Origin of the sequence: Pseudomonas sp. MM227, assembly GCF_947090715.1 — a bacterium.
In the GTDB taxonomy this organism is placed as follows: domain Bacteria; phylum Pseudomonadota; class Gammaproteobacteria; order Pseudomonadales; family Pseudomonadaceae; genus Aquipseudomonas; species Aquipseudomonas baltica.
The window spans coordinates 848,280-864,933 of the sequence record NZ_OX352319.1 but is presented as its reverse complement, the minus strand read 5'-3'; the positions used below and the strand labels follow the sequence as shown (position 1 = coordinate 864,933).

Genomic DNA, 16,654 nt, shown 5'->3' with positions numbered 1-16,654 from the left:
GCGAACAAGGAGTTCCGCCCTTCACATGAGTAATGCCTACCGTACATTCTTCGCAACCCCGGGCGTCGTGGCTCTGTTACTGGCGGGTTCCATGGCCCGGCTCCCACAGACCATGATCGGGCTGGGCCTCATCACCATGCTCGTGCATGAAACCGGGCGCTATTGGGTTGCAGGCGCAGTGGCGGGCACTTATACCCTGACCAGCGCCATACTCGGGCCGATGATTTCGAAACTGGTGGATCAGCGCGGCCAGCGCAAGGTGCTGGCGCCCGTCGCGGCGTTCAGTATCGGCATGCTCCTGGCCCTGATCGGCGCCGTGCATTGGCATGCGCCGCTGCCGGTGCTGTTCGTGCTGGCCGCCCTGGCGGGCGTGCTCCCCAGTTTCGGCGCAATGATCCGCGCACGCTGGGCCTACCTGTTTCGCGGAAAACCACAACTGCACGCCGCGTACTCCCTGGATACAGTGCTGGTGGAGTTCACCTTCATCGTCGGTCCCCCGTTGTCCATCGCGTTGAGCAGCGGTCTGTTTCCACAAGCCGGCCCGCTGGTAGCCGCCGTGTTGTTGGCCGTGGGCGTGGTTGCCTTTCTGCGCCAGCATGAAACCGAGCCGCCGCCGGTGCCGGTGGTCAAGGGTCCATCCACTTCTCCGCTGCGTATTCCTGCCTTGCGGATCATCGTGGTGGCGATGCTGGCGCTGGGGTTGCTCGGCGGCTCGGTCGATGTCGCAGTAGTGGCGTTTGCCAAGGAACAAGGCTGGCCAGCCGCCGCCAGCTTTATTCTCGCGGGGTTCGCTGCAGGGTCGATGGTTGCCGGGATCACGTTCGGGACAGTGAGAAGTGGGCTGGCATACGAAACTCAGCTGCTGATCGGCGCGGTATTCACTGCCGTGGCGACGACGTTGCCGATTTTTGCGCCCAATGTGTATTGGCTCACCGGATTGCTGTTCATCACCGGCATGTCGTTCGCACCGACGCTGATCGTGGTGATGAACATCGGCACGAAAATCCTGCCGCCCGGCAAGATCACCGAAGGGCTGACCTGGCTGAGCACAGGGGTCAGTGTCGGCATCGCGATGGGTGGGGCAGTCGCCGGTATGGTCATCGACCACTTCGGTACCCGTGCCGGATTCGCCGTTGCCATCGGTGCCGGTTTGCTGATGCTGACCGCCGTACTCACAGGTCTGCGCACGCTGCAGGCAACTTCGGCGAGCGAGGTTATCGTGCCTGGCTGACACGCCCCTGTCACATCCCCACGCTTACATAGCCCTTTCACTTTCCAAGGGCTATGCCATGACCATGTTCGATCTCAAGCGCCGTCGCCTCGTCCAAGCCGTGGGGGCAGGCTTTCTGCTGCCTGGGCTGGCGCCAGCGGTGATCGCCTCGGTCAAGGACCGGCCACAACTGACTGACGGCGTGCAGTCCGGCGACCTGATGGGCGACAGGGCGATGGTCTGGAGCCGCTGCGACCGCCCGGCACGCATGGTGGTGGAATGGGATACGCGCAGCATGTTCACCAACCCGCGCCGCCTGGTGTCGCCACTGGCCGACGCGGGCAGCGATTTCACCGCGCGGGTCGAACTCAGCGGCCTGCCGGTGGACCAGGCGATCTTCTATCGCGTGCAGTTCGAAGACGCGCAGACCGGCGTCAGCAGCGAGCCGTGGTTCGGCCATCTGCGCAGCGAGCCTTCGCAGCGTCGCGACATCCGCTTCGTGTGGAGCGGCGACACAGTGGGCCAGGGCTTCGGTATCAACCCTGATATCGGCGGCATGCGCATCTACGAAGCCATGCGTCTGCGCCTGCCGGATTTCTTCATCCACAGCGGCGATACCATCTACGCCGATGGGCCGGTGCCCGCCACGGTGACCACCGAGAATGGCCGCGTATGGCGCAACATCACCACCGAAGCCAAGAGCAAGGTGGCGGAAACTCTGGACGAGTACCGCGGCAACTACCGCTACAACCTGATGGATGAAAACGTGCGGCGCTTCAATGCCGAGGTGCCGCAGATCTGGCAATGGGACGACCACGAGGTGACCAATAACTGGTCGCCCAGCAAGCAACTCGACGCGCGCTACCAGAACCGCGACATCCGTCATCTGGTTGGCAACGCGCGTCAGGCATGGCTCGAGTACGCGCCCATGCGCCTGCAGCGCGCCGACAACGGCGGGCGTATCTACCGCAAGCTCAGCTATGGGCCGATGCTGGACATATTCGTCCTGGACATGCGCAGCTACCGCAGTGGCAACGACGACAACCTGGCGGCCAAGCCCGAAGCCCGCACGGCGTTTCTTGGACAGGCGCAACTGGACTGGCTGAAGTCCGGGCTCAAAGGGTCGCAGGCCCAATGGAAAGTCATTGCCGCCGATATGCCCATCGGCTTGGGTGTCCCGGATGGAGAAATGAGCCCGGGGGTCGGGCGCTGGGAGGCGATCGCCAATGGCGATGATGGGGCCGCCAAGGGGCGCGAGCTGGAGATCGCCGAGCTGCTCGGCTTCGTGCGCCAGCAGAAAGTGGTCAATACGGTCTGGCTGACCGCCGACGTGCACTATTGCGCAGCGCATCACTACCATCCGGACCGCGCCGCCTTCCAGGACTTCGAACCATTCTGGGAATTCGTCGCCGGGCCACTGAACGCCGGCAGCTTCGGCCCCAACCCGTTGGACGCCACCTTTGGCCCACAGGTGGTGTTCCAGAAAGCACCACCGGCCCAGAACACCTCACCGTTCGCAGGTTTCCAGTTTTTCGGTGAAGTACAGATCGAGGGCCAGAGCGGAGAAATGACCGTGCAACTGCGTGATCTGGATGGCGTGGTGGTGTTCGAGAAGAAGCTGCAGCCGGTTTGACGCCCATTGCACCGCACACATCCGGACAAATAGCCGCGGCGGGGGCGGTGCAATGGCTCAACTGCCAAGGCCCGGCAGTACCAGGCACGCGGCCAACCCTATGAGGGCGGTGCCGATCACCCGATCGACAACGTGTTGTTTCTCCAGCATCCGCCGACGCAGCGGCCCGGACGAGAAGAACAGCGCCACGATGCTGAACCACACCCAGTGCGAGAACGACATGAACAAGCCATAGGCAAAGTTCGTCATTATCGAACTGCCCGCCTGTACGACCTGACTGTAAGTGGCTACCACGAACAGCATGGTCTTGGGATTGAGGGCATTGGTGAAGAAGCCTGTCCGAAATGCGCTGGACAATGACGGCGCCCCGCCTCCCACGTTGGCCAATGCCAACTTGGAGGTGTTGAGCAACGAGCGCACGCCCAGGTAGATGAGATAACCGGCACCCAGCCATTTCATGCCCATGAACAACAGTGGCGACTGAGTGATGATCACGGCGATGCCGAACACGGTGTAGAACACATGCACCTGTACACCGCAAGCAATGCCCAAAGCCGCGATCAAACCACTCTGATGCCCGTAGGCATAGCTGTTGCGGGTGACCATGGCAAAGTCCGGGCCCGGGCTGATGACGGCCAGTACGGTAATCAGGGCGACTGCCAATAATTCGTTCATGATCACGTCCCGTCAACGTTTCTTGAAAGTGACGACCAGGACATCCCGGTGGGCAGGTCGATCGGGGTGTATGGGGATGACGGCGCTGACGCCGTGTCGAACCTGCTCATCGTTGAGCAGGGCGGCTTCCAGTTCATGGATCATCGAGTGCCTTGCCAGCAGCCGCAGGTCATTGTCGTAGATGGACGTCTCGCCCTCCATCACGTTGACTCGATTGACCAGCAGCATGAACACGAAGTCGACGCCATCGCGGTGCACACCTTCAGGTGTCGGGGACGCCGCTCCGCGGGATGCATCGATACGGAACTGATGCGCTTCGATATGCCAGGCACTTTGCCCAGCGAGGACGCCGAGAAAGGCGCAGCACAGGTCCATCACTGCCGAAAACACCTTGCCTGAGCAGACCTCGGTCGTGAACGGCGCGTAATGCCGGACGATGCCGCCGTTGAGGCCGTTGTGCTCGACGTTCTGGTAATGCGGTCGATGAGCGCAAGCCTGCCAGTGGCGACTGCCTTGCTCGATGGAGAGGGTCGCATGGCGACGCAGGCGATAGGTGCCGCCATCCCCCATGAATGTATCCTGCTGCAGATGATCCCAGCTTTGCCGAAACTGTTCCCAGTCCTGGATGAAGCCAGGCACGACGGTGTCCAGCAAGTGAGCGACCGTGGGAGGCTGCAGAAAGGCGAAGCCACTGTGAGCCACGCTTTCACATACATCGTTGATTGACGGCTCGAAAAGCCTCAGTCCAATGGCGCTGCTCGGCATTGCACGCTTATGCATATCTTCCATGGATTCTCTCCATTTTATTGGTAAGGCTGCCAAAATGCCCGGCAACGAGCGCAATCATGGAGTTTTGCGCAGGCAGGAAAAAACGATTTATAGTCGTCGAAACCTGTGAGATTTCGTCGTTCGTATGAGCCTTCCGCCCCTCGCCTCTTTCCGCTTTTTCAACGCCGCTGCGCAGAACCAAAGCTTCATGAAGGCGGCCGAGCAACTGCACGTGACGCACGGCGCGGTCAGCCGCCAGATTCGCTCGCTGGAAGACGCGTTGGGGGTGGAGCTGTTCGATCGGCGCAATCGTGCGGTCTTTCTCAACCATGCAGGACGGCTGCTGCACGACGTCACGCAGCCGATGTTCGAGCAGTTGGAGCAGGCGGTCCGCCAGGTGCAGCAAAAAGCGCGCGAAGACACGCTGGTAGTGTCCTGCGAACCGACGATTGCGATGAAATGGCTGATTCCCCGCCTGCCTGCCTTCCATCAGGCGCACCCGCAGATCCAGATTCAATTGCTGGCGGCGGGTGGGCCGATCGACTTTCTCGATGCGGCGCTGACCTGGCCATTCGACGCGACGATTTTCGCTGGGACGATTCAGTCGAAAGTGCTGCGTTGTGTCCTGAATGGGTCGGTCCGGTTTGCGCGCCCGCCTTGGCGGAATCGGTGAGGCGATTGAGTGGTGTGCACGTGCTGCGCAGCAGCACACGACCGGCTGCCTGGGAGCAGTGGCTGCGACTGGCGAAGAAAGTGCCAGGGGAAGTGGCAACCGTCGAGTACGAGCATTTCTACCTGTGCCTGCAGGCCGCTACTGCTGCGTTGGGCGTGAGCGTGGCGTCACTGTTGATGGTTCAAGAGGAACTGGCATCCGGGCAATTGGTAGCGCCCTTCGGCTTCACTCGCGATGGTTCGAAGTACGTGGTGCTGTACCCGCGATTGCCGGAAGAAAGCACGAAGTGCGCCGTCTTCAGACAGTGGCTGAACGAGCAGGCAGAGGCATCGGTTGCCCAGACACTTTCCGACGGACGCTGATCCGGTTTCACCCCACCCTGCACGAATTAAAGGTGACCTCAACGACCTTGGGCTACGCTTTGTCTTATAACGCCCACCGTGGCTGGTTGGGCGTTGCGCTGTGCAATCAGCCTGGCGACAACAACCGCGCTAGCAAGCGTGCGAGGGCGAACATGAGCAATTTCGACAAAAACAGTAGCACCACAAACCCCAAGAGCTTGACCGAAAAACTTCTCAAACTCCTTCCATCGACGGCTGTGAAAGGCTATCTGCAGGGTGCCAGCTCATTCGACAAGGGGCGCCCGGACTACCCGAAGGAACTCGACAACTGGCTGCGCGAGATCATGCAGATCAAGCCGCACAGCAAATGGGACCCACCCCATACAACTGTACTCGACCTAGGCTCGGGGACTGGCAAGTTCATTCCGCGGCTGGTCGACATCGGCGCCGAGGTGTTCGCGGTGGAACCGGTTGCCGCCATGCGCGAAAAGCTGCAGCTCAACTGGGGCGACAAGCCCTATGTGAAGATACTCGAGGGCGCCGCCGAAGAGATCCCGTTGAAAAACGAATCGGTTGACGCGGTGATCTGCGCGCATTCCTTCCACTGGTTTGCCAAACCCGAGGCCATGAAGGAAATCCACAGGGTGCTCAAGCGCGGCGGACGCCTGGGAATGATCTGGAACCTGCGCGATACCCGCGAGGACTGGGTACGTCAGGTGGCGGACGTGGTCAGCGCGGTGGCCGGTGACAGCCCGCGGTTCTACACCCAACAGTGGCGTGGAATGTTCCCGCACAAGGGCTTCGCCCACCCGCTGGTGGAAAAGCACTTCAGCCATTCGCACACCGGCACGCCGGAAGACGTGATTCTCAACCGGGTGCGCTCCATCAGCTTCATCGCCACCCTCCCCCCTGAACAGCAGGAGCCGATTTACCAGAAAGTCCGCGAGATCATTGCCACCCACCCCCAGCTCAAGGACAAGCAGGAAGTAACCGTGCCCTATGACACCGTGGCCTTTCATACCGTGAAGATTCTCTAGACCACCGTTGGCGCCCGGCGTGATCAATGCACCGGCGTAAGCCCGCTTTCCTGAATGGCGAGACGGGCTGCCGGTGTGCTCAGGTACTGCAGCAATGCGGCGGCCTCTTCAGGGTGGGCGCTGGTACGCGTGACACCGCCCGAATACAAAGTCATCTTCTGCACCGCATCTGGAATCAGGCCGACGATATCGATGCCCGGTACCGCCTTGAGCTCGCTCAATTGCTGGAAACCCAGCTGCACATCGCCCCGAGCAACCACGGCACCCACGGGCTCGCTGTCTACCAGGCTGCTTTTGTCGCGAAGCTGTTCGGCCAGTTTCATGCGCGGAAACAGCAGGTGCGACAGGTACAGGCCGCTGGTGCTGTTGGAGTAGGCCAGCGAGCGGGCGTCTATCAGCGTCTTGCGAAAGGCGTCGACACTGCCGATGTCTGGCTTGGCCTCACCTTGGCGTACGGCCATGGCGATGAAGGACTTGCCGACATCCACGCGGGGTTCGCGCTGCACTTCACCCAATTGAATGAGTTTATTCAACGCGGCGTCCTCGGTGAGCACCAGATCGGCTCGCTCACCGCGCTCCAGTCGACTGGAGATGGCCATGGGGTTGTCGCCGATGGCAGGCGAAGGCAGCACGGTGACCTTGATGCCGGTGGCTTTTTCGTATTCGACGACGATGGTCTGCATGGCACTGACCACGCCGCCAGACCCGAGCAGGGATAGCTGCACCGGTGGTGGCGCCTTCTGCGCGTGGGCAGCGCTGGAGCCGAGCAATACACAAGCCAGCAGAGCGCTGGTGAGCCGTTTGGTCATGACGATATGATCCTGAAAGTGAAGATGAAGCCTGGCCGATGACTGGCCAGAGGCACAGCGGACGAGTGCGGTGATGGTCGACCGCCTCGCGAAGAAGGATAAGTTTACGCGCAATCGGCCAAAAGCCAGGATCAGGTTGCCATTTAAAAAGGTGATGTTCGGCAATTGCAACGTCGAGAAACAATTTCAGCCCTGGCCGCGCAAACGTGCGATGCAAGCAATCACGACACTTTGGCAGGATCTGTGGGGTAACTGTCATTTACCCTTCTACCGTTCAGCTCGATGATGCGTGCTCCAGACTGGAGTGACCGTATGTCCAAGGCCTTGCCCCCCGAATTGCAGATTTTCGACCGCCCCTTGCAGGTTGTCATCCTGCTCTACCCCGGTATCGAGATTCTCGACTTCGCCGGGCCGTACGAAGTGTTCAGCGTTGCCACCCGCGTTGCGCTGCGCGACGGTTTGAGCATTCACGCGCCATTCGTGGTCAGCACGGTTGCGGCCAGTCGCGACCTGCTCACCGCCCGCTACGAGCTGCGGGTGCAGCCCGACGCCCAGTTCGATGAAGAGGTGCACAGCGATGTGCTGATCGTGCCGGGGGGCGTGATTGATCAACCTGTAAATGACCCGAATACCCTCGCGTGGGTGCGGCGGATGGCGGCAACGACCGGGTTGCTCACTTCGGTATGCAGTGGCGCGTTGATCCTGGCCAAGGCTGGCCTGCTGGAGGGGCAGAGCGTCACCACCCATTGGGCCGACATCCAGGAGCTGCGCGACAGCTACCCGGACCTCGATGTGCGAGAGGATGTGCCCTATGTCGATGCTGGCAGCCTGGTCACCAGCGCCGGGATTTCCGCCGGCATCGACATGAGCCTGCATCTGGTGGCACGCCTGCTCGGTGCCGATGCGGCGCGCCTCACCGCTCGCCAGATGCAGTACGAGTGGCACGATATGCCAGGGTAAAGCGTCAGCTCTTGTCGTTGCGAAACATCTGGCGAATGCCACGCACGGCCTGCCGAATGCGATCCTGGTTTTCGATCAGCGCAAAACGTACGTGGTCGTCGCCGTAGTCACCGAAGCCGATGCCGGGCGAGACGCAGACCTTGGCTTCGGCCAGCAGCTTCTTGGCAAACTCGAGCGACCCCATGTGCGCGTAGGCCTCCGGGATCTTTGCCCAGACATACATCGACGCCTTGGGGTTCTCGACCATCCAGCCCAGTTCGTGCAAGCCTTTGACCAGCACGTTGCGGCGCTGGCGGTACTGCTCGGCGATGTCCTTCACACACTGTTGATCGCCTTCGAGCGCGGCGATGGCTGCGACCTGCAACGGCGTGAACGTGCCGTAATCGTGGTAGCTCTTGATGCGTGCCAACGCATTGACCAGCTCGGGATTGCCGACCATGAAGCCGATCCGCCAGCCAGCCATGTTGTAGCTCTTGGACAGGGTGAAGAATTCGACGGCGATGTCCTTGGCGCCCGGCACTTGCATGATCGACGGCGCTTTCCAGCCGTCGTAGACGATATCGGCATAGGCCAGGTCATGCACCACCAACACGTCGTAGCGCTTGGCGAGGGCCACCACCCGCTCGAAGAAATCCAGTTCCACACACTGCGCGGTCGGGTTGGAGGGAAAGCCCAGGATCATCATCTTCGGCTTGGGAATGGATTCGCGGATCGCCCTCTCCAGCTCGTTGAAGAAGTCCACGCCCGGCACCAGCGGCACCGAGCGCACCTGGGCGCCGGCGATCACCGCACCGTAGATATGAATCGGGTAGCTGGGGTTGGGCACCAGCACGGTATCACCCTGGTCGAGCGTGGCCAGCATCAGGTGCGCCAGGCCCTCTTTCGAGCCAATGGTGACGATGGCTTCGTCTTCAGGGTCGATATCGACCGCATAGCGGTCCTTGTACCAGCGCGAAATGGCCCGGCGCAGCCGCGGGATGCCGCGGGAAGTGGAGTAGCCGTGAGTATCTTCGCGCTGGGCAACGGTCACCAGCTTGTCGACGATATGGGGTGGCGTGGCGCCGTCGGGGTTGCCCATGCTCAGGTCGATGATGTCTTCGCCGCGCCGACGCGCAGCCATCTTCAACTCGGCGGTGATATTGAACACATAGGGGGGAGACGATCGATGCGCGCAAAGCGGCGCGGGCGAACAGGTTCGGCCATGACTTCCTCGGATACGTAAGCGCCCGGAACCGTCCGAGCGACGTTGGCCACTGCGGTGGCCAGCCCGAAAGATAACGGGGCCGATGCGGGGATGTAAAGCGCAATATGCGGTGCGGACCCAACCTTTGCCCCAAAAAAAGCCCCGGAACTGTTCGGTCCGGGGCGTTTTTATCGCTGCAGCAGGATCAATGCGCGTAGGTCAGCAACAGCTCGCCCGGCGCCTTGAAATCCAGGGACATCATTACGCTCAACGCGGTGATGGTGAAGATCGAGAACACGAACAGCTTGCGCGCCCAGACCTTGTCATCGACCGCCTTGTAACCTGTCCAGGCCATGTACAACCAGTACATGCCCATGGCTGCGGCAACTGCGAGGTAGCTCATGCCGGCATAGCCACCCAGGGTCAGCATCAGCGTCGCCAGGAGGAAAGCCAGGATGTAGATCAGGATATGCTTCTTCGCCACCACGATACCCCGCTTGACCGGGAGCACCGGAATCGAAGCCGCCAGGTAATCGTTGAAGCGGAAGATTGCGATCGCATACGAATGGGGCATCTGCCACAGGCTGAACATCACCAGCAACGTCAATGCCGCCAGATCGAAGCTGTTGCTCACTGCCACGTAACCGATCACCGGAGGCATGGCACCGGACAGGCTGCCGACCAGGGTGCCGTGCACCGACTTGCGCTTCAGATAAAGGCTGTAGAAGCCCACGTAGATGACGAAGCCGATCAAGCCGCACAGGGCCGCCAGCGGGTTGGCCAATGCGTACAGCATGACCATCCCGGCAACCCCCAGCAGCGTGGCGAAGATCAGTGCGACCTTCACCGAAATCTGCCCCTGAACCAACGCGCGATTCTTGGTGCGCTCCATCTTCACGTCGATGTCACGGTCGATGCAGTTGTTGAATGCACAGCCCGACGCCACTACCAGCGATGTACCGATCACCGTGGCCAGAAACAGCCCGATGTCGACATGCCCTTGAGAGGCCAGGAAGAACCCACCTGCCACGGAAAGCACGTTACCGAAAATGATCCCCGGTTTGGTGATTTGGATAAAGTGCTTTACGGACATGTCCGGGTTCCTTACTTCGCCATCATGAAGTGATGGATGCTGAACATGATCCACAGCGACAGGCCTACCAGGAACGCGATGATCAACGCAGAGAACACGAAGGCAATCACGTTCCAGCGCTGTTCGGACGTGCGGTCCAGGTGCAGGAAGTAGACCAGGTGAACCAGCACCTGAATCACCGCGAAGATCATGACGATCCACAGGGTGGCTTCCTTGGACATGCTCGGAAACATCACCAGGCCGAACGGAATCGCGGTCAGGATGACCGACAGCACGAAACCGATCATGTACGACTTGTAGCTACCGTGGCTGCTACCGGCCGAAGTGGTATGAGGGTTTGCCATTTACAGAGCTCCCATCAGATAGACGACGGTGAACACGCAGATCCAGACCACGTCCAGGAAGTGCCAGAACAGGCTGAGGCAGCTCATGCGCGTGTTGTTGGTTGCGGTCAGGCCTTTGGATTTGACCTGGGCGATCAGCACCGCCATCCAGATCAAACCGCTGGTCACGTGCAGGCCGTGGGTACCGACCAGGGTGAAGAACCCGGTCAGGAAGCCGCTGCGCTGCGGGCCGAAGCCCTCTTCGATCAGCTTGTGGAACTCGTAGATTTCCATCGCGATGAAGCCTGCGCCCAGCAGGAAAGTGACGAACAGCCACTTCATCACACCGCTTTTGTCGTTGCTGTGCAGCGCCAGCATGGCGAAGCCATAGGTAATGGAGCTGAACAGCAGCAGTGCGGTTTCGGCTGCCACGAAGGGCAGCTCGAAGATGTCGTGGCCCGAGGGGCCACCGGCAACGTTGTTAACCAGTACTGCGTAGGCGGCGAAGATCGACGCGAACAGGATGCAGTCGGTCATCAGGTAGATCCAGAAACCGAAGACAGTCATGCCCCCGGAATCGTGATGATCGTGATCGTCATGACCGTGCTCGTGCTCGTGAGCCACTTCCGCGTTTAGGGTTGCGTTAGACATTGTTTAAGCCTTCTCCACCGTGGAGTTCAGACGAGAATCAACTCGTGCGGCGTTTGCCAGGCGAGCCATGCGTTCACCTTCGATACGAGCGACTTCTTCAGCCGGTACGTAGTAGTCGATGTCATCGTCATAGCTGCGCACGATCAAGGTGATGACCATGCCGGCCAGACCGATCGCAGCCGCCCACCAGATGTGCCAGATGGCAGCGAAACCCAGAATCAAACCGAAGAACGACATCAGCACGCCCATACCGGTGTTGCGCGGCATGTGAATCTGCTTGTAGTCCGCAGCGTTGGCAGTGGCTTCACCACGTTCCTTCATGCCCCAGTAAGCGTCCAGGTCGGAAACCACTGGTTGCTCGGCGAAGTTGTAGAACGGTGGTGGCGACGAAGTCGACCACTCCAGGGTACGGCCATCCCATGGGTCGCCCGAGACGTCCTGGTTCAGATGACGGTCGCGGATCGAGACATAGAGTTGCAGCAGCATGAAGCCGATACCGGCGGCCACGAACAGCGCGCCGACGAAAGCCACGTACAGCCACGGCGTCCAGTCTGGGTTGTCGGTGTGGTTCAGGCGACGGGTCATGCCCATGAAGCCCAGCACGTACAGCGGCATGAACGCCAGGTAGAAACCTACCAGCCAGCACCAGAAGGAGTACTTGCCCAGGCGCTCGTTGAGCTTGAAGCCGAAGGCTTTCGGGAACCAGAAAGTGAAGCCGGCCAGGTAACCGAATACCGCACCGCCGATGATCACGTTGTGGAAGTGAGCGATCAGGAACAGGCTGTTGTGCAACACGAAGTCAGCACCGGGCACTGCCAGCAGAACGCCGGTCATGCCGCCGATGCTGAAGGTCACGATGAAACCGATGGTCCACAGCATCGGAGTGGTGAACTCGATGCGGCCGCGGTACATGGTGAACAGCCAGGTGAAGATCTTCACACCCGTCGGGATCGCGATCACCATCGTCATGATGCCGAAGAAGGCGTTGACGTTGGCACCCGAACCCATGGTGAAGAAGTGGTGCAGCCAGACGATGAACGACAGTACGGTGATGGCGATGGTTGCCCATACCAGCGACACGTAACCGAACAGGCGCTTGCGGCAGAACGTCGAAGTGACTTCCGAGAACACACCGAATGCCGGCAGGATAAGGATGTACACCTCGGGGTGACCCCAGGCCCAGAACAGGTTGACGTACATCATCGGGTTCCCACCAAGCTCGTTGGTGAAGAAGTGGAAGCCCAGATAACGGTCAAGCGTCAGCATGAACAGTACAGCGGTGAGGATCGGGAACGATGCAGCGATCAGTACAGCGGTGCACAGGCAGTTCCAGGTGAACACCGGCATTTTCATCAGGGTCATGCCGGGCGCACGCATCTTCAGGATGGTGACGATGAAGTTGACGCCCGTCAGCAATGTACCCAGACCGGATATCTGCAATGCCCAGATGTAGTAGTCGACACCGACTCCGGGACTGTATTGGATGCCCGCCAGCGGTGGATACGCCACCCAGCCCGTCTTGCCGAACTCGCCGACCCCCAGGGAGATGTTGACCAGCAGCGCGCCGACCACGAACAGCCAGAAGCTGACCGAGTTCAGGAACGGAAAGGCTACGTCGCGTGCGCCGATCTGCAGCGGCACGACGATGTTCATCAGACCGATCATGAATGGCATGGCCATGAAGATGATCATGATCACACCGTGAGCGGTGAAGATCTGGTCATAGTGCTCGGGCGGCAGGAAGCCGGTCGAGCCAGCAGTGGCCACAGCCTGTTGCGAGCGCATCATGATGGCGTCGGCAAAGCCCCGCAACAGCATGACCAGGGCAACGGCGATGTACATGACGCCGATTTTCTTGTGGTCGACCGACGTGAACCACTCGGTCCACAGGTACGTCCACTTCTTGTGATAGGTGATCAGACCGAACACCACCGCCCCGAGCAGCGCAACGACGGCAAGTGTCACCATCACTATCGGCTCGTGGAAGGGCACCGCTTCCAGACTAAGTTTACCGAACATCTTTTACTCCTCTGCCCCAGCAGCTGAATTCTTGCCCATGTCCATCCCTTCGTTCGAGGCCTGTTTCCCCTCGTGGCTGACGCCTTTGCCTGGGTTCATCCCTTCATACTTGTCGATGATGGTCTGGAACAGGTTCGGAACGTACGAGGAATACAGCTCGACCGGGTTTTTCTCGCTAGGTTTGGCCAGCGCTTCGTAGGTAGCTGCATCGAGCTGCTTAGGCGCGCTCTTCACTTCACTGACCCATGCATCGAAATCGGCCTGGGTCGTAGCGACTGCTTTGAACTTCATGCCGGTGAAGCCTGCACCACTGTAGTTCGCGGAAATGCCGTCGAACTCGCCATTTTCATTGGCGATCAGGTGCAGCTGCGTCTGCATGCCGGCCATCGCGTAGATCTGGCCGCCAAGCTGCGGAATGAAGAACGAGTTCATGACCGAGTCGGAAGTGATGCGGAAGTTGACCGGTACATTCGCCGGGAAGACGATCTTGTTGACCGTGGCGATGCCTTGTTCCGGATAGATGAACAGCCACTTCCAGTCCAGCGCCACGACCTGGATGGTCACCGGCTTGTGCTCGGATTCCAGCGGACGGTAGGGGTCCAGGTGATGAGTCGACACATAGGTCACGTAACCCAGCGCGATGATGATCAGCAGCGGGATGCCCCATACCACCAGTTCGATCTTGGTGGAGTGCGCCCATTCAGGCGTGTAGGTCGCTTCCTTGTTCGAGGCACGGTACTTCCAGGCGAACGCGAGCGCCATGACGATGACCGGGATCACCACCAGCAACATCAGCCCGGTGGCGATGTAGATCAGGTTGCGTTCGTCGATGCCCACCTGCCCTTTCGAGTCGATCAGGGTCCACTTGCACCCGCCGAGAAAAAGCATGCCTAAAAAGGGCAGTATGCCAAACAGTCTGGGGTAACGCTTTTTACTCATCTCACGACCTCTAGAGCAGCTTGCTTCAATGCAATTGTGTTTTGGTAGCCAACACTTCGACCTGCCAAGCGCCAGCATTTATATCGGGATTGAATACGGACATGCCAGGCTCGCAGTTGCTGCGGGATGACAAGACCGGTCTGGAGCGGTGCAGCTGTCATGACGTGCGCAGCCGAAGGGCTGCATACTCCTTCCCTTGAGTGCACGGACCACGCAAGGGTTCAGCCAGGCAGTGCCAACGGTACGAAAAGTGCCTGTCATTGGTGCATGCGACCACCTGACCTGCCCTTTTTGAGGCACTGACCCACTGAAATTTCCGCGATTGTAGTGAGCCTATTACCCATTGACTACGACTAATCCGGCAACAGGTATTTCCAAATTATGCAACAATCCGACGCACTTTCAAAGCCTTGCGACACGATGTCGCACCCCGGCCAACCCTTGCAAAGGCCCGTAATTACGAGGCTTTTGCAAACTCAAGGGCGACACGTTGCCACATTCGCGCCTTTACCCCATCAACGGGGAATCGGATTCCGGCACGAATAATGACCGGGCGTGCGTGCTGGAATACTCAGCGGCGAGTGCGATTGCGATAGATGCCCAGTGGTACAAGAATAGCCGTCATCACGAAAGCTACCAGCGCCCATTGCGCCAGCGACAGGCCCAGCACCGGTGGATAGGGCGTGGAGCAGAACCCCTGCACCTGGAACACACTGGGCATCAGATTGGCCAGGGGCAGACCGTCGACGATGGGTTGCAACGTGTCGAGGCCGCAGCTGACCGCTGGATTGGCCAGCACCCACGCATGGCGGCCGGCAGCTGCGATACCGCCCAGCGCACTGAGCACCACCAGCCCTTCGCACAAAGTCACGCCGGTACGGCCGCGCATGGCCGCGCCGATGAACGCGAACAGGGCAATGAACAACAGGGCGTAGCGTTGCAGGATGCACAGCGGGCATGGCGCCTCGCCCAGCACGATCTGCATGTACAGCGCGCCGCCGATCAGGGCCAGGCAGATCACTCCCAGCAGCACCAGGAAACGGCGTTCGCGGTTCAGGCGCAAGTTGACTTCGTTCATTGCAGCTTTCCCTTCACAGGCCAAAACGGGCGGGTTTTCGATGGGCGCCAGTCTACACGCTGACTCGCGCGGACGACTGTAGGAAAAATCCGGAAATACGATGTAACCAGAGATTTCCGCCAACCTCGCTACAGTTATGCTCTGTCGATTAAACCGACGTTAAGACCCTGCTCGCAGCCTGTCGACGATCGCGTTAAAGCCTGCGCACGCCGAGTCGATACATAGGCAACGCACTCGATGGGTCGACTGTTCACGGCCCTGCATCGGTTTCATCAAGAAGGTTCACATGGCATCCCAGAACGCCCGCGCAGATTCCCTTTCGCTGTTGCTGTTCACCTTGCGCAGCGGCAAGTTGATGGCCATCAACCTGCTCAAGGTCAGCGAGATCATCCCCTGCCCTGCCCTGACCCGGCTTCCCGAAGCGCACCCGCACGTCAAGGGCGTGGCAACCCTGCGTGGCCAGGCGCTGTCCGTCATCGACCTGAGCCGAGCGATCGGTGAACAGCCATTGCTCGACCCTTCCGGCGGTTGCCTGATCGTCACCGACGTCAGCCGCTCCAAGCAGGGCCTGCACGTACAGGCTGTCAGCCGCATCGTCCATTGCCTGAGCACCGATATTCGTCCGCCGCCCTACGGCTCGGGTACCAAGTCGTTCATCACCGGCGTTACCCAGGTGGACGGTGCCTTGGTGCAGGTGCTGGATATCGAGAAAGTCATCCACGGTATCGCCCCGGCGCGACTGCAGGGCGACCCTCAACGCTTGAGCGATGCCGACGCGCGCTGCCTTGCCAACGCCAGGATTCTGGTCGTGGACGACAGCCATGTGGCGCTGCAGCAGTCGCTCATCACCCTGCGCACACTGGGCATCGAATGCCGCACGGCGCGCAGCGCCCGCGAGGCGATCGATTGCCTGCTGGAGCTGCAGGGTACCGATGCGCAGATCAATGTGTTGGTATCGGATATCGAGATGTCGGAAATGGACGGCTATGCGCTGACCCGCACGCTGCGCGATACACCGGACTTCAAGGACCTCTACGTCCTGCTGCACACCTCGCTGGACAGCACGATGAACAGCGAGAAGGCGCGCCTGGCCGGTGCCAACGCGGTGTTGACCAAGTTTTCCTCTCCGGAACTCACCGGCTGCCTGATCACCGCGGCGCGCTTCGTCACGGAGCAGGCACGCTGAAACAGCCGGGGCCTGGCGCAGGCGTCCAGGTACGCATATGAACATCAGTTGGGCATAATGGCTGCCTGTTCACAAG

General features: G+C 60.2%; 15 protein-coding genes and 2 pseudogenes. 7 read left to right on the top strand and 10 right to left on the bottom strand.

The window, feature by feature from the left end; all coding sequences use genetic code 11:
* Positions 1-25 precede the first annotated feature (25 nt).
* On the top strand, positions 26-1,231 hold the full coding sequence (locus tag ONG87_RS03815) for an MFS transporter (RefSeq protein WP_264382251.1): 1,206 nt from the start codon (positions 26-28) through the stop codon (positions 1,229-1,231).
* A gap of 58 nt (positions 1,232-1,289) precedes the next feature.
* Positions 1,290-2,843: an alkaline phosphatase gene (locus tag ONG87_RS03810; RefSeq protein WP_264382250.1), complete on the top strand. Its 1,554-nt coding sequence runs from the start codon at positions 1,290-1,292 to the stop codon at positions 2,841-2,843.
* Positions 2,844-2,900: 57 nt separating this feature from the next.
* Here ONG87_RS03810 and ONG87_RS03805 read toward each other — a convergent pair whose 3' ends face one another.
* A complete protein-coding gene (locus tag ONG87_RS03805; protein ID WP_264382249.1) occupies positions 2,901-3,518 on the bottom strand; it encodes a LysE family translocator in 618 nt (205 codons plus the stop codon).
* A gap of 12 nt (positions 3,519-3,530) precedes the next feature.
* Entirely contained in the window at positions 3,531-4,307 is a 777-nt protein-coding gene (locus ONG87_RS03800; protein WP_122479577.1) for a 2OG-Fe dioxygenase family protein, read from the bottom strand.
* A gap of 124 nt (positions 4,308-4,431) precedes the next feature.
* Between ONG87_RS03800 and ONG87_RS03795 the strand changes: the two are divergent.
* A pseudogene (locus ONG87_RS03795) lies at positions 4,432-5,321 on the top strand (LysR substrate-binding domain-containing protein).
* A 236-nt stretch (positions 5,322-5,557) separates the two neighbouring features.
* The gene (locus ONG87_RS03790; RefSeq protein ID WP_264382248.1) at positions 5,558-6,337 is read left to right on the top strand and encodes a class I SAM-dependent methyltransferase; all 780 of its coding nucleotides are present in this window, start codon (positions 5,558-5,560) and stop codon (positions 6,335-6,337) included.
* Between the two features lie 23 nt (positions 6,338-6,360).
* On the opposite strand, the gene ONG87_RS03785 is transcribed toward ONG87_RS03790, so the two are convergent.
* The gene (locus ONG87_RS03785; RefSeq protein ID WP_122479580.1) at positions 6,361-7,146 is read right to left on the bottom strand and encodes a substrate-binding domain-containing protein; all 786 of its coding nucleotides are present in this window, start codon (positions 7,144-7,146) and stop codon (positions 6,361-6,363) included.
* 73 nt (positions 7,147-7,219) lie between these two features.
* Between ONG87_RS03785 and ONG87_RS03780 the strand changes: the two genes are divergently transcribed.
* Both ONG87_RS03780 and ONG87_RS03775 read left to right on the top strand, forming a co-directional pair.
* The gene (locus ONG87_RS03780; RefSeq protein WP_264382247.1) at positions 7,220-7,432 is read left to right on the top strand and encodes a hypothetical protein; all 213 of its coding nucleotides are present in this window, start codon (positions 7,220-7,222) and stop codon (positions 7,430-7,432) included.
* A gap of 26 nt (positions 7,433-7,458) precedes the next feature.
* On the top strand, positions 7,459-8,106 hold the full coding sequence (locus ONG87_RS03775) for a DJ-1/PfpI family protein (protein WP_264382246.1): 648 nt from the start codon (positions 7,459-7,461) through the stop codon (positions 8,104-8,106).
* 4 nt (positions 8,107-8,110) lie between these two features.
* On the opposite strand, the pseudogene alaC reads toward ONG87_RS03775, so the two are convergent.
* The 7 genes and pseudogenes from alaC to ONG87_RS03740 form a co-directional block, all read right to left on the bottom strand.
* Positions 8,111-9,309 (bottom strand): annotated as a pseudogene (alaC, locus tag ONG87_RS03770) (alanine transaminase).
* Between the two features lie 185 nt (positions 9,310-9,494).
* Positions 9,495-10,382, bottom strand: coding sequence for a heme o synthase (gene cyoE, locus ONG87_RS03765; RefSeq protein ID WP_122479583.1), 888 nt, complete (start codon positions 10,380-10,382; stop codon positions 9,495-9,497).
* Positions 10,383-10,393: 11 nt separating this feature from the next.
* Positions 10,394-10,726: a cytochrome o ubiquinol oxidase subunit IV gene (gene cyoD, locus ONG87_RS03760; RefSeq protein ID WP_122479584.1), complete on the bottom strand. Its 333-nt coding sequence runs from the start codon at positions 10,724-10,726 to the stop codon at positions 10,394-10,396.
* Positions 10,727-11,356 (bottom strand): cytochrome o ubiquinol oxidase subunit III, encoded by a 630-nt coding sequence (locus ONG87_RS03755; protein WP_122479585.1) that lies wholly within the window; start codon positions 11,354-11,356, stop codon positions 10,727-10,729.
* A 3-nt stretch (positions 11,357-11,359) separates the two neighbouring features.
* Positions 11,360-13,375, bottom strand: coding sequence for a cytochrome o ubiquinol oxidase subunit I (cyoB, locus tag ONG87_RS03750; RefSeq protein ID WP_122479586.1), 2,016 nt, complete (start codon positions 13,373-13,375; stop codon positions 11,360-11,362).
* A 3-nt stretch (positions 13,376-13,378) separates the two neighbouring features.
* Positions 13,379-14,314, bottom strand: coding sequence for a ubiquinol oxidase subunit II (gene cyoA, locus ONG87_RS03745; RefSeq protein ID WP_122479587.1), 936 nt, complete (start codon positions 14,312-14,314; stop codon positions 13,379-13,381).
* A 571-nt stretch (positions 14,315-14,885) separates the two neighbouring features.
* Entirely contained in the window at positions 14,886-15,392 is a 507-nt protein-coding gene (locus ONG87_RS03740; protein ID WP_122479588.1) for a disulfide bond formation protein B, read from the bottom strand.
* A 286-nt stretch (positions 15,393-15,678) separates the two neighbouring features.
* On the opposite strand from ONG87_RS03740, the gene ONG87_RS03735 reads away from it, so the two are divergent.
* Positions 15,679-16,578 carry a chemotaxis protein gene (locus ONG87_RS03735; protein ID WP_122479589.1) on the top strand — a complete coding sequence of 300 codons (900 nt, stop codon included), beginning with the start codon at positions 15,679-15,681 and terminating at the stop codon, positions 16,576-16,578.
* Positions 16,579-16,654 lie beyond the last annotated feature (76 nt).

What these genes read in the sequence shown, in the direction of transcription:
- ONG87_RS03815 (WP_264382251.1), top strand. Translation starts at nt 26, where the DNA reads ATGAGTAATGCCTACCGTACATTCTTCGCAACCCCGGGCGTCGTGGCT.
- ONG87_RS03810 (WP_264382250.1), top strand. Translation starts at nt 1,290, where the DNA reads ATGACCATGTTCGATCTCAAGCGCCGTCGCCTCGTCCAAGCCGTGGGG.
- ONG87_RS03805 (WP_264382249.1), bottom strand. Translation starts at nt 3,518, where the DNA reads ATGAACGAATTATTGGCAGTCGCCCTGATTACCGTACTGGCCGTCATC.
- ONG87_RS03800 (WP_122479577.1), bottom strand. Translation starts at nt 4,307, where the DNA reads ATGGAAGATATGCATAAGCGTGCAATGCCGAGCAGCGCCATTGGACTG.
- ONG87_RS03785 (WP_122479580.1), bottom strand. Translation starts at nt 7,146, where the DNA reads ATGACCAAACGGCTCACCAGCGCTCTGCTGGCTTGTGTATTGCTCGGC.
- ONG87_RS03780 (WP_264382247.1), top strand. Translation starts at nt 7,220, where the DNA reads ATGGTCGACCGCCTCGCGAAGAAGGATAAGTTTACGCGCAATCGGCCA.
- ONG87_RS03775 (WP_264382246.1), top strand. Translation starts at nt 7,459, where the DNA reads ATGTCCAAGGCCTTGCCCCCCGAATTGCAGATTTTCGACCGCCCCTTG.
- cyoE (WP_122479583.1), bottom strand. Translation starts at nt 10,382, where the DNA reads ATGTCCGTAAAGCACTTTATCCAAATCACCAAACCGGGGATCATTTTC.
- cyoD (WP_122479584.1), bottom strand. Translation starts at nt 10,726, where the DNA reads ATGGCAAACCCTCATACCACTTCGGCCGGTAGCAGCCACGGTAGCTAC.
- ONG87_RS03755 (WP_122479585.1), bottom strand. Translation starts at nt 11,356, where the DNA reads ATGTCTAACGCAACCCTAAACGCGGAAGTGGCTCACGAGCACGAGCAC.
- cyoB (WP_122479586.1), bottom strand. Translation starts at nt 13,375, where the DNA reads ATGTTCGGTAAACTTAGTCTGGAAGCGGTGCCCTTCCACGAGCCGATA.
- cyoA (WP_122479587.1), bottom strand. Translation starts at nt 14,314, where the DNA reads ATGAGTAAAAAGCGTTACCCCAGACTGTTTGGCATACTGCCCTTTTTA.
- ONG87_RS03740 (WP_122479588.1), bottom strand. Translation starts at nt 15,392, where the DNA reads ATGAACGAAGTCAACTTGCGCCTGAACCGCGAACGCCGTTTCCTGGTG.
- ONG87_RS03735 (WP_122479589.1), top strand. Translation starts at nt 15,679, where the DNA reads ATGGCATCCCAGAACGCCCGCGCAGATTCCCTTTCGCTGTTGCTGTTC.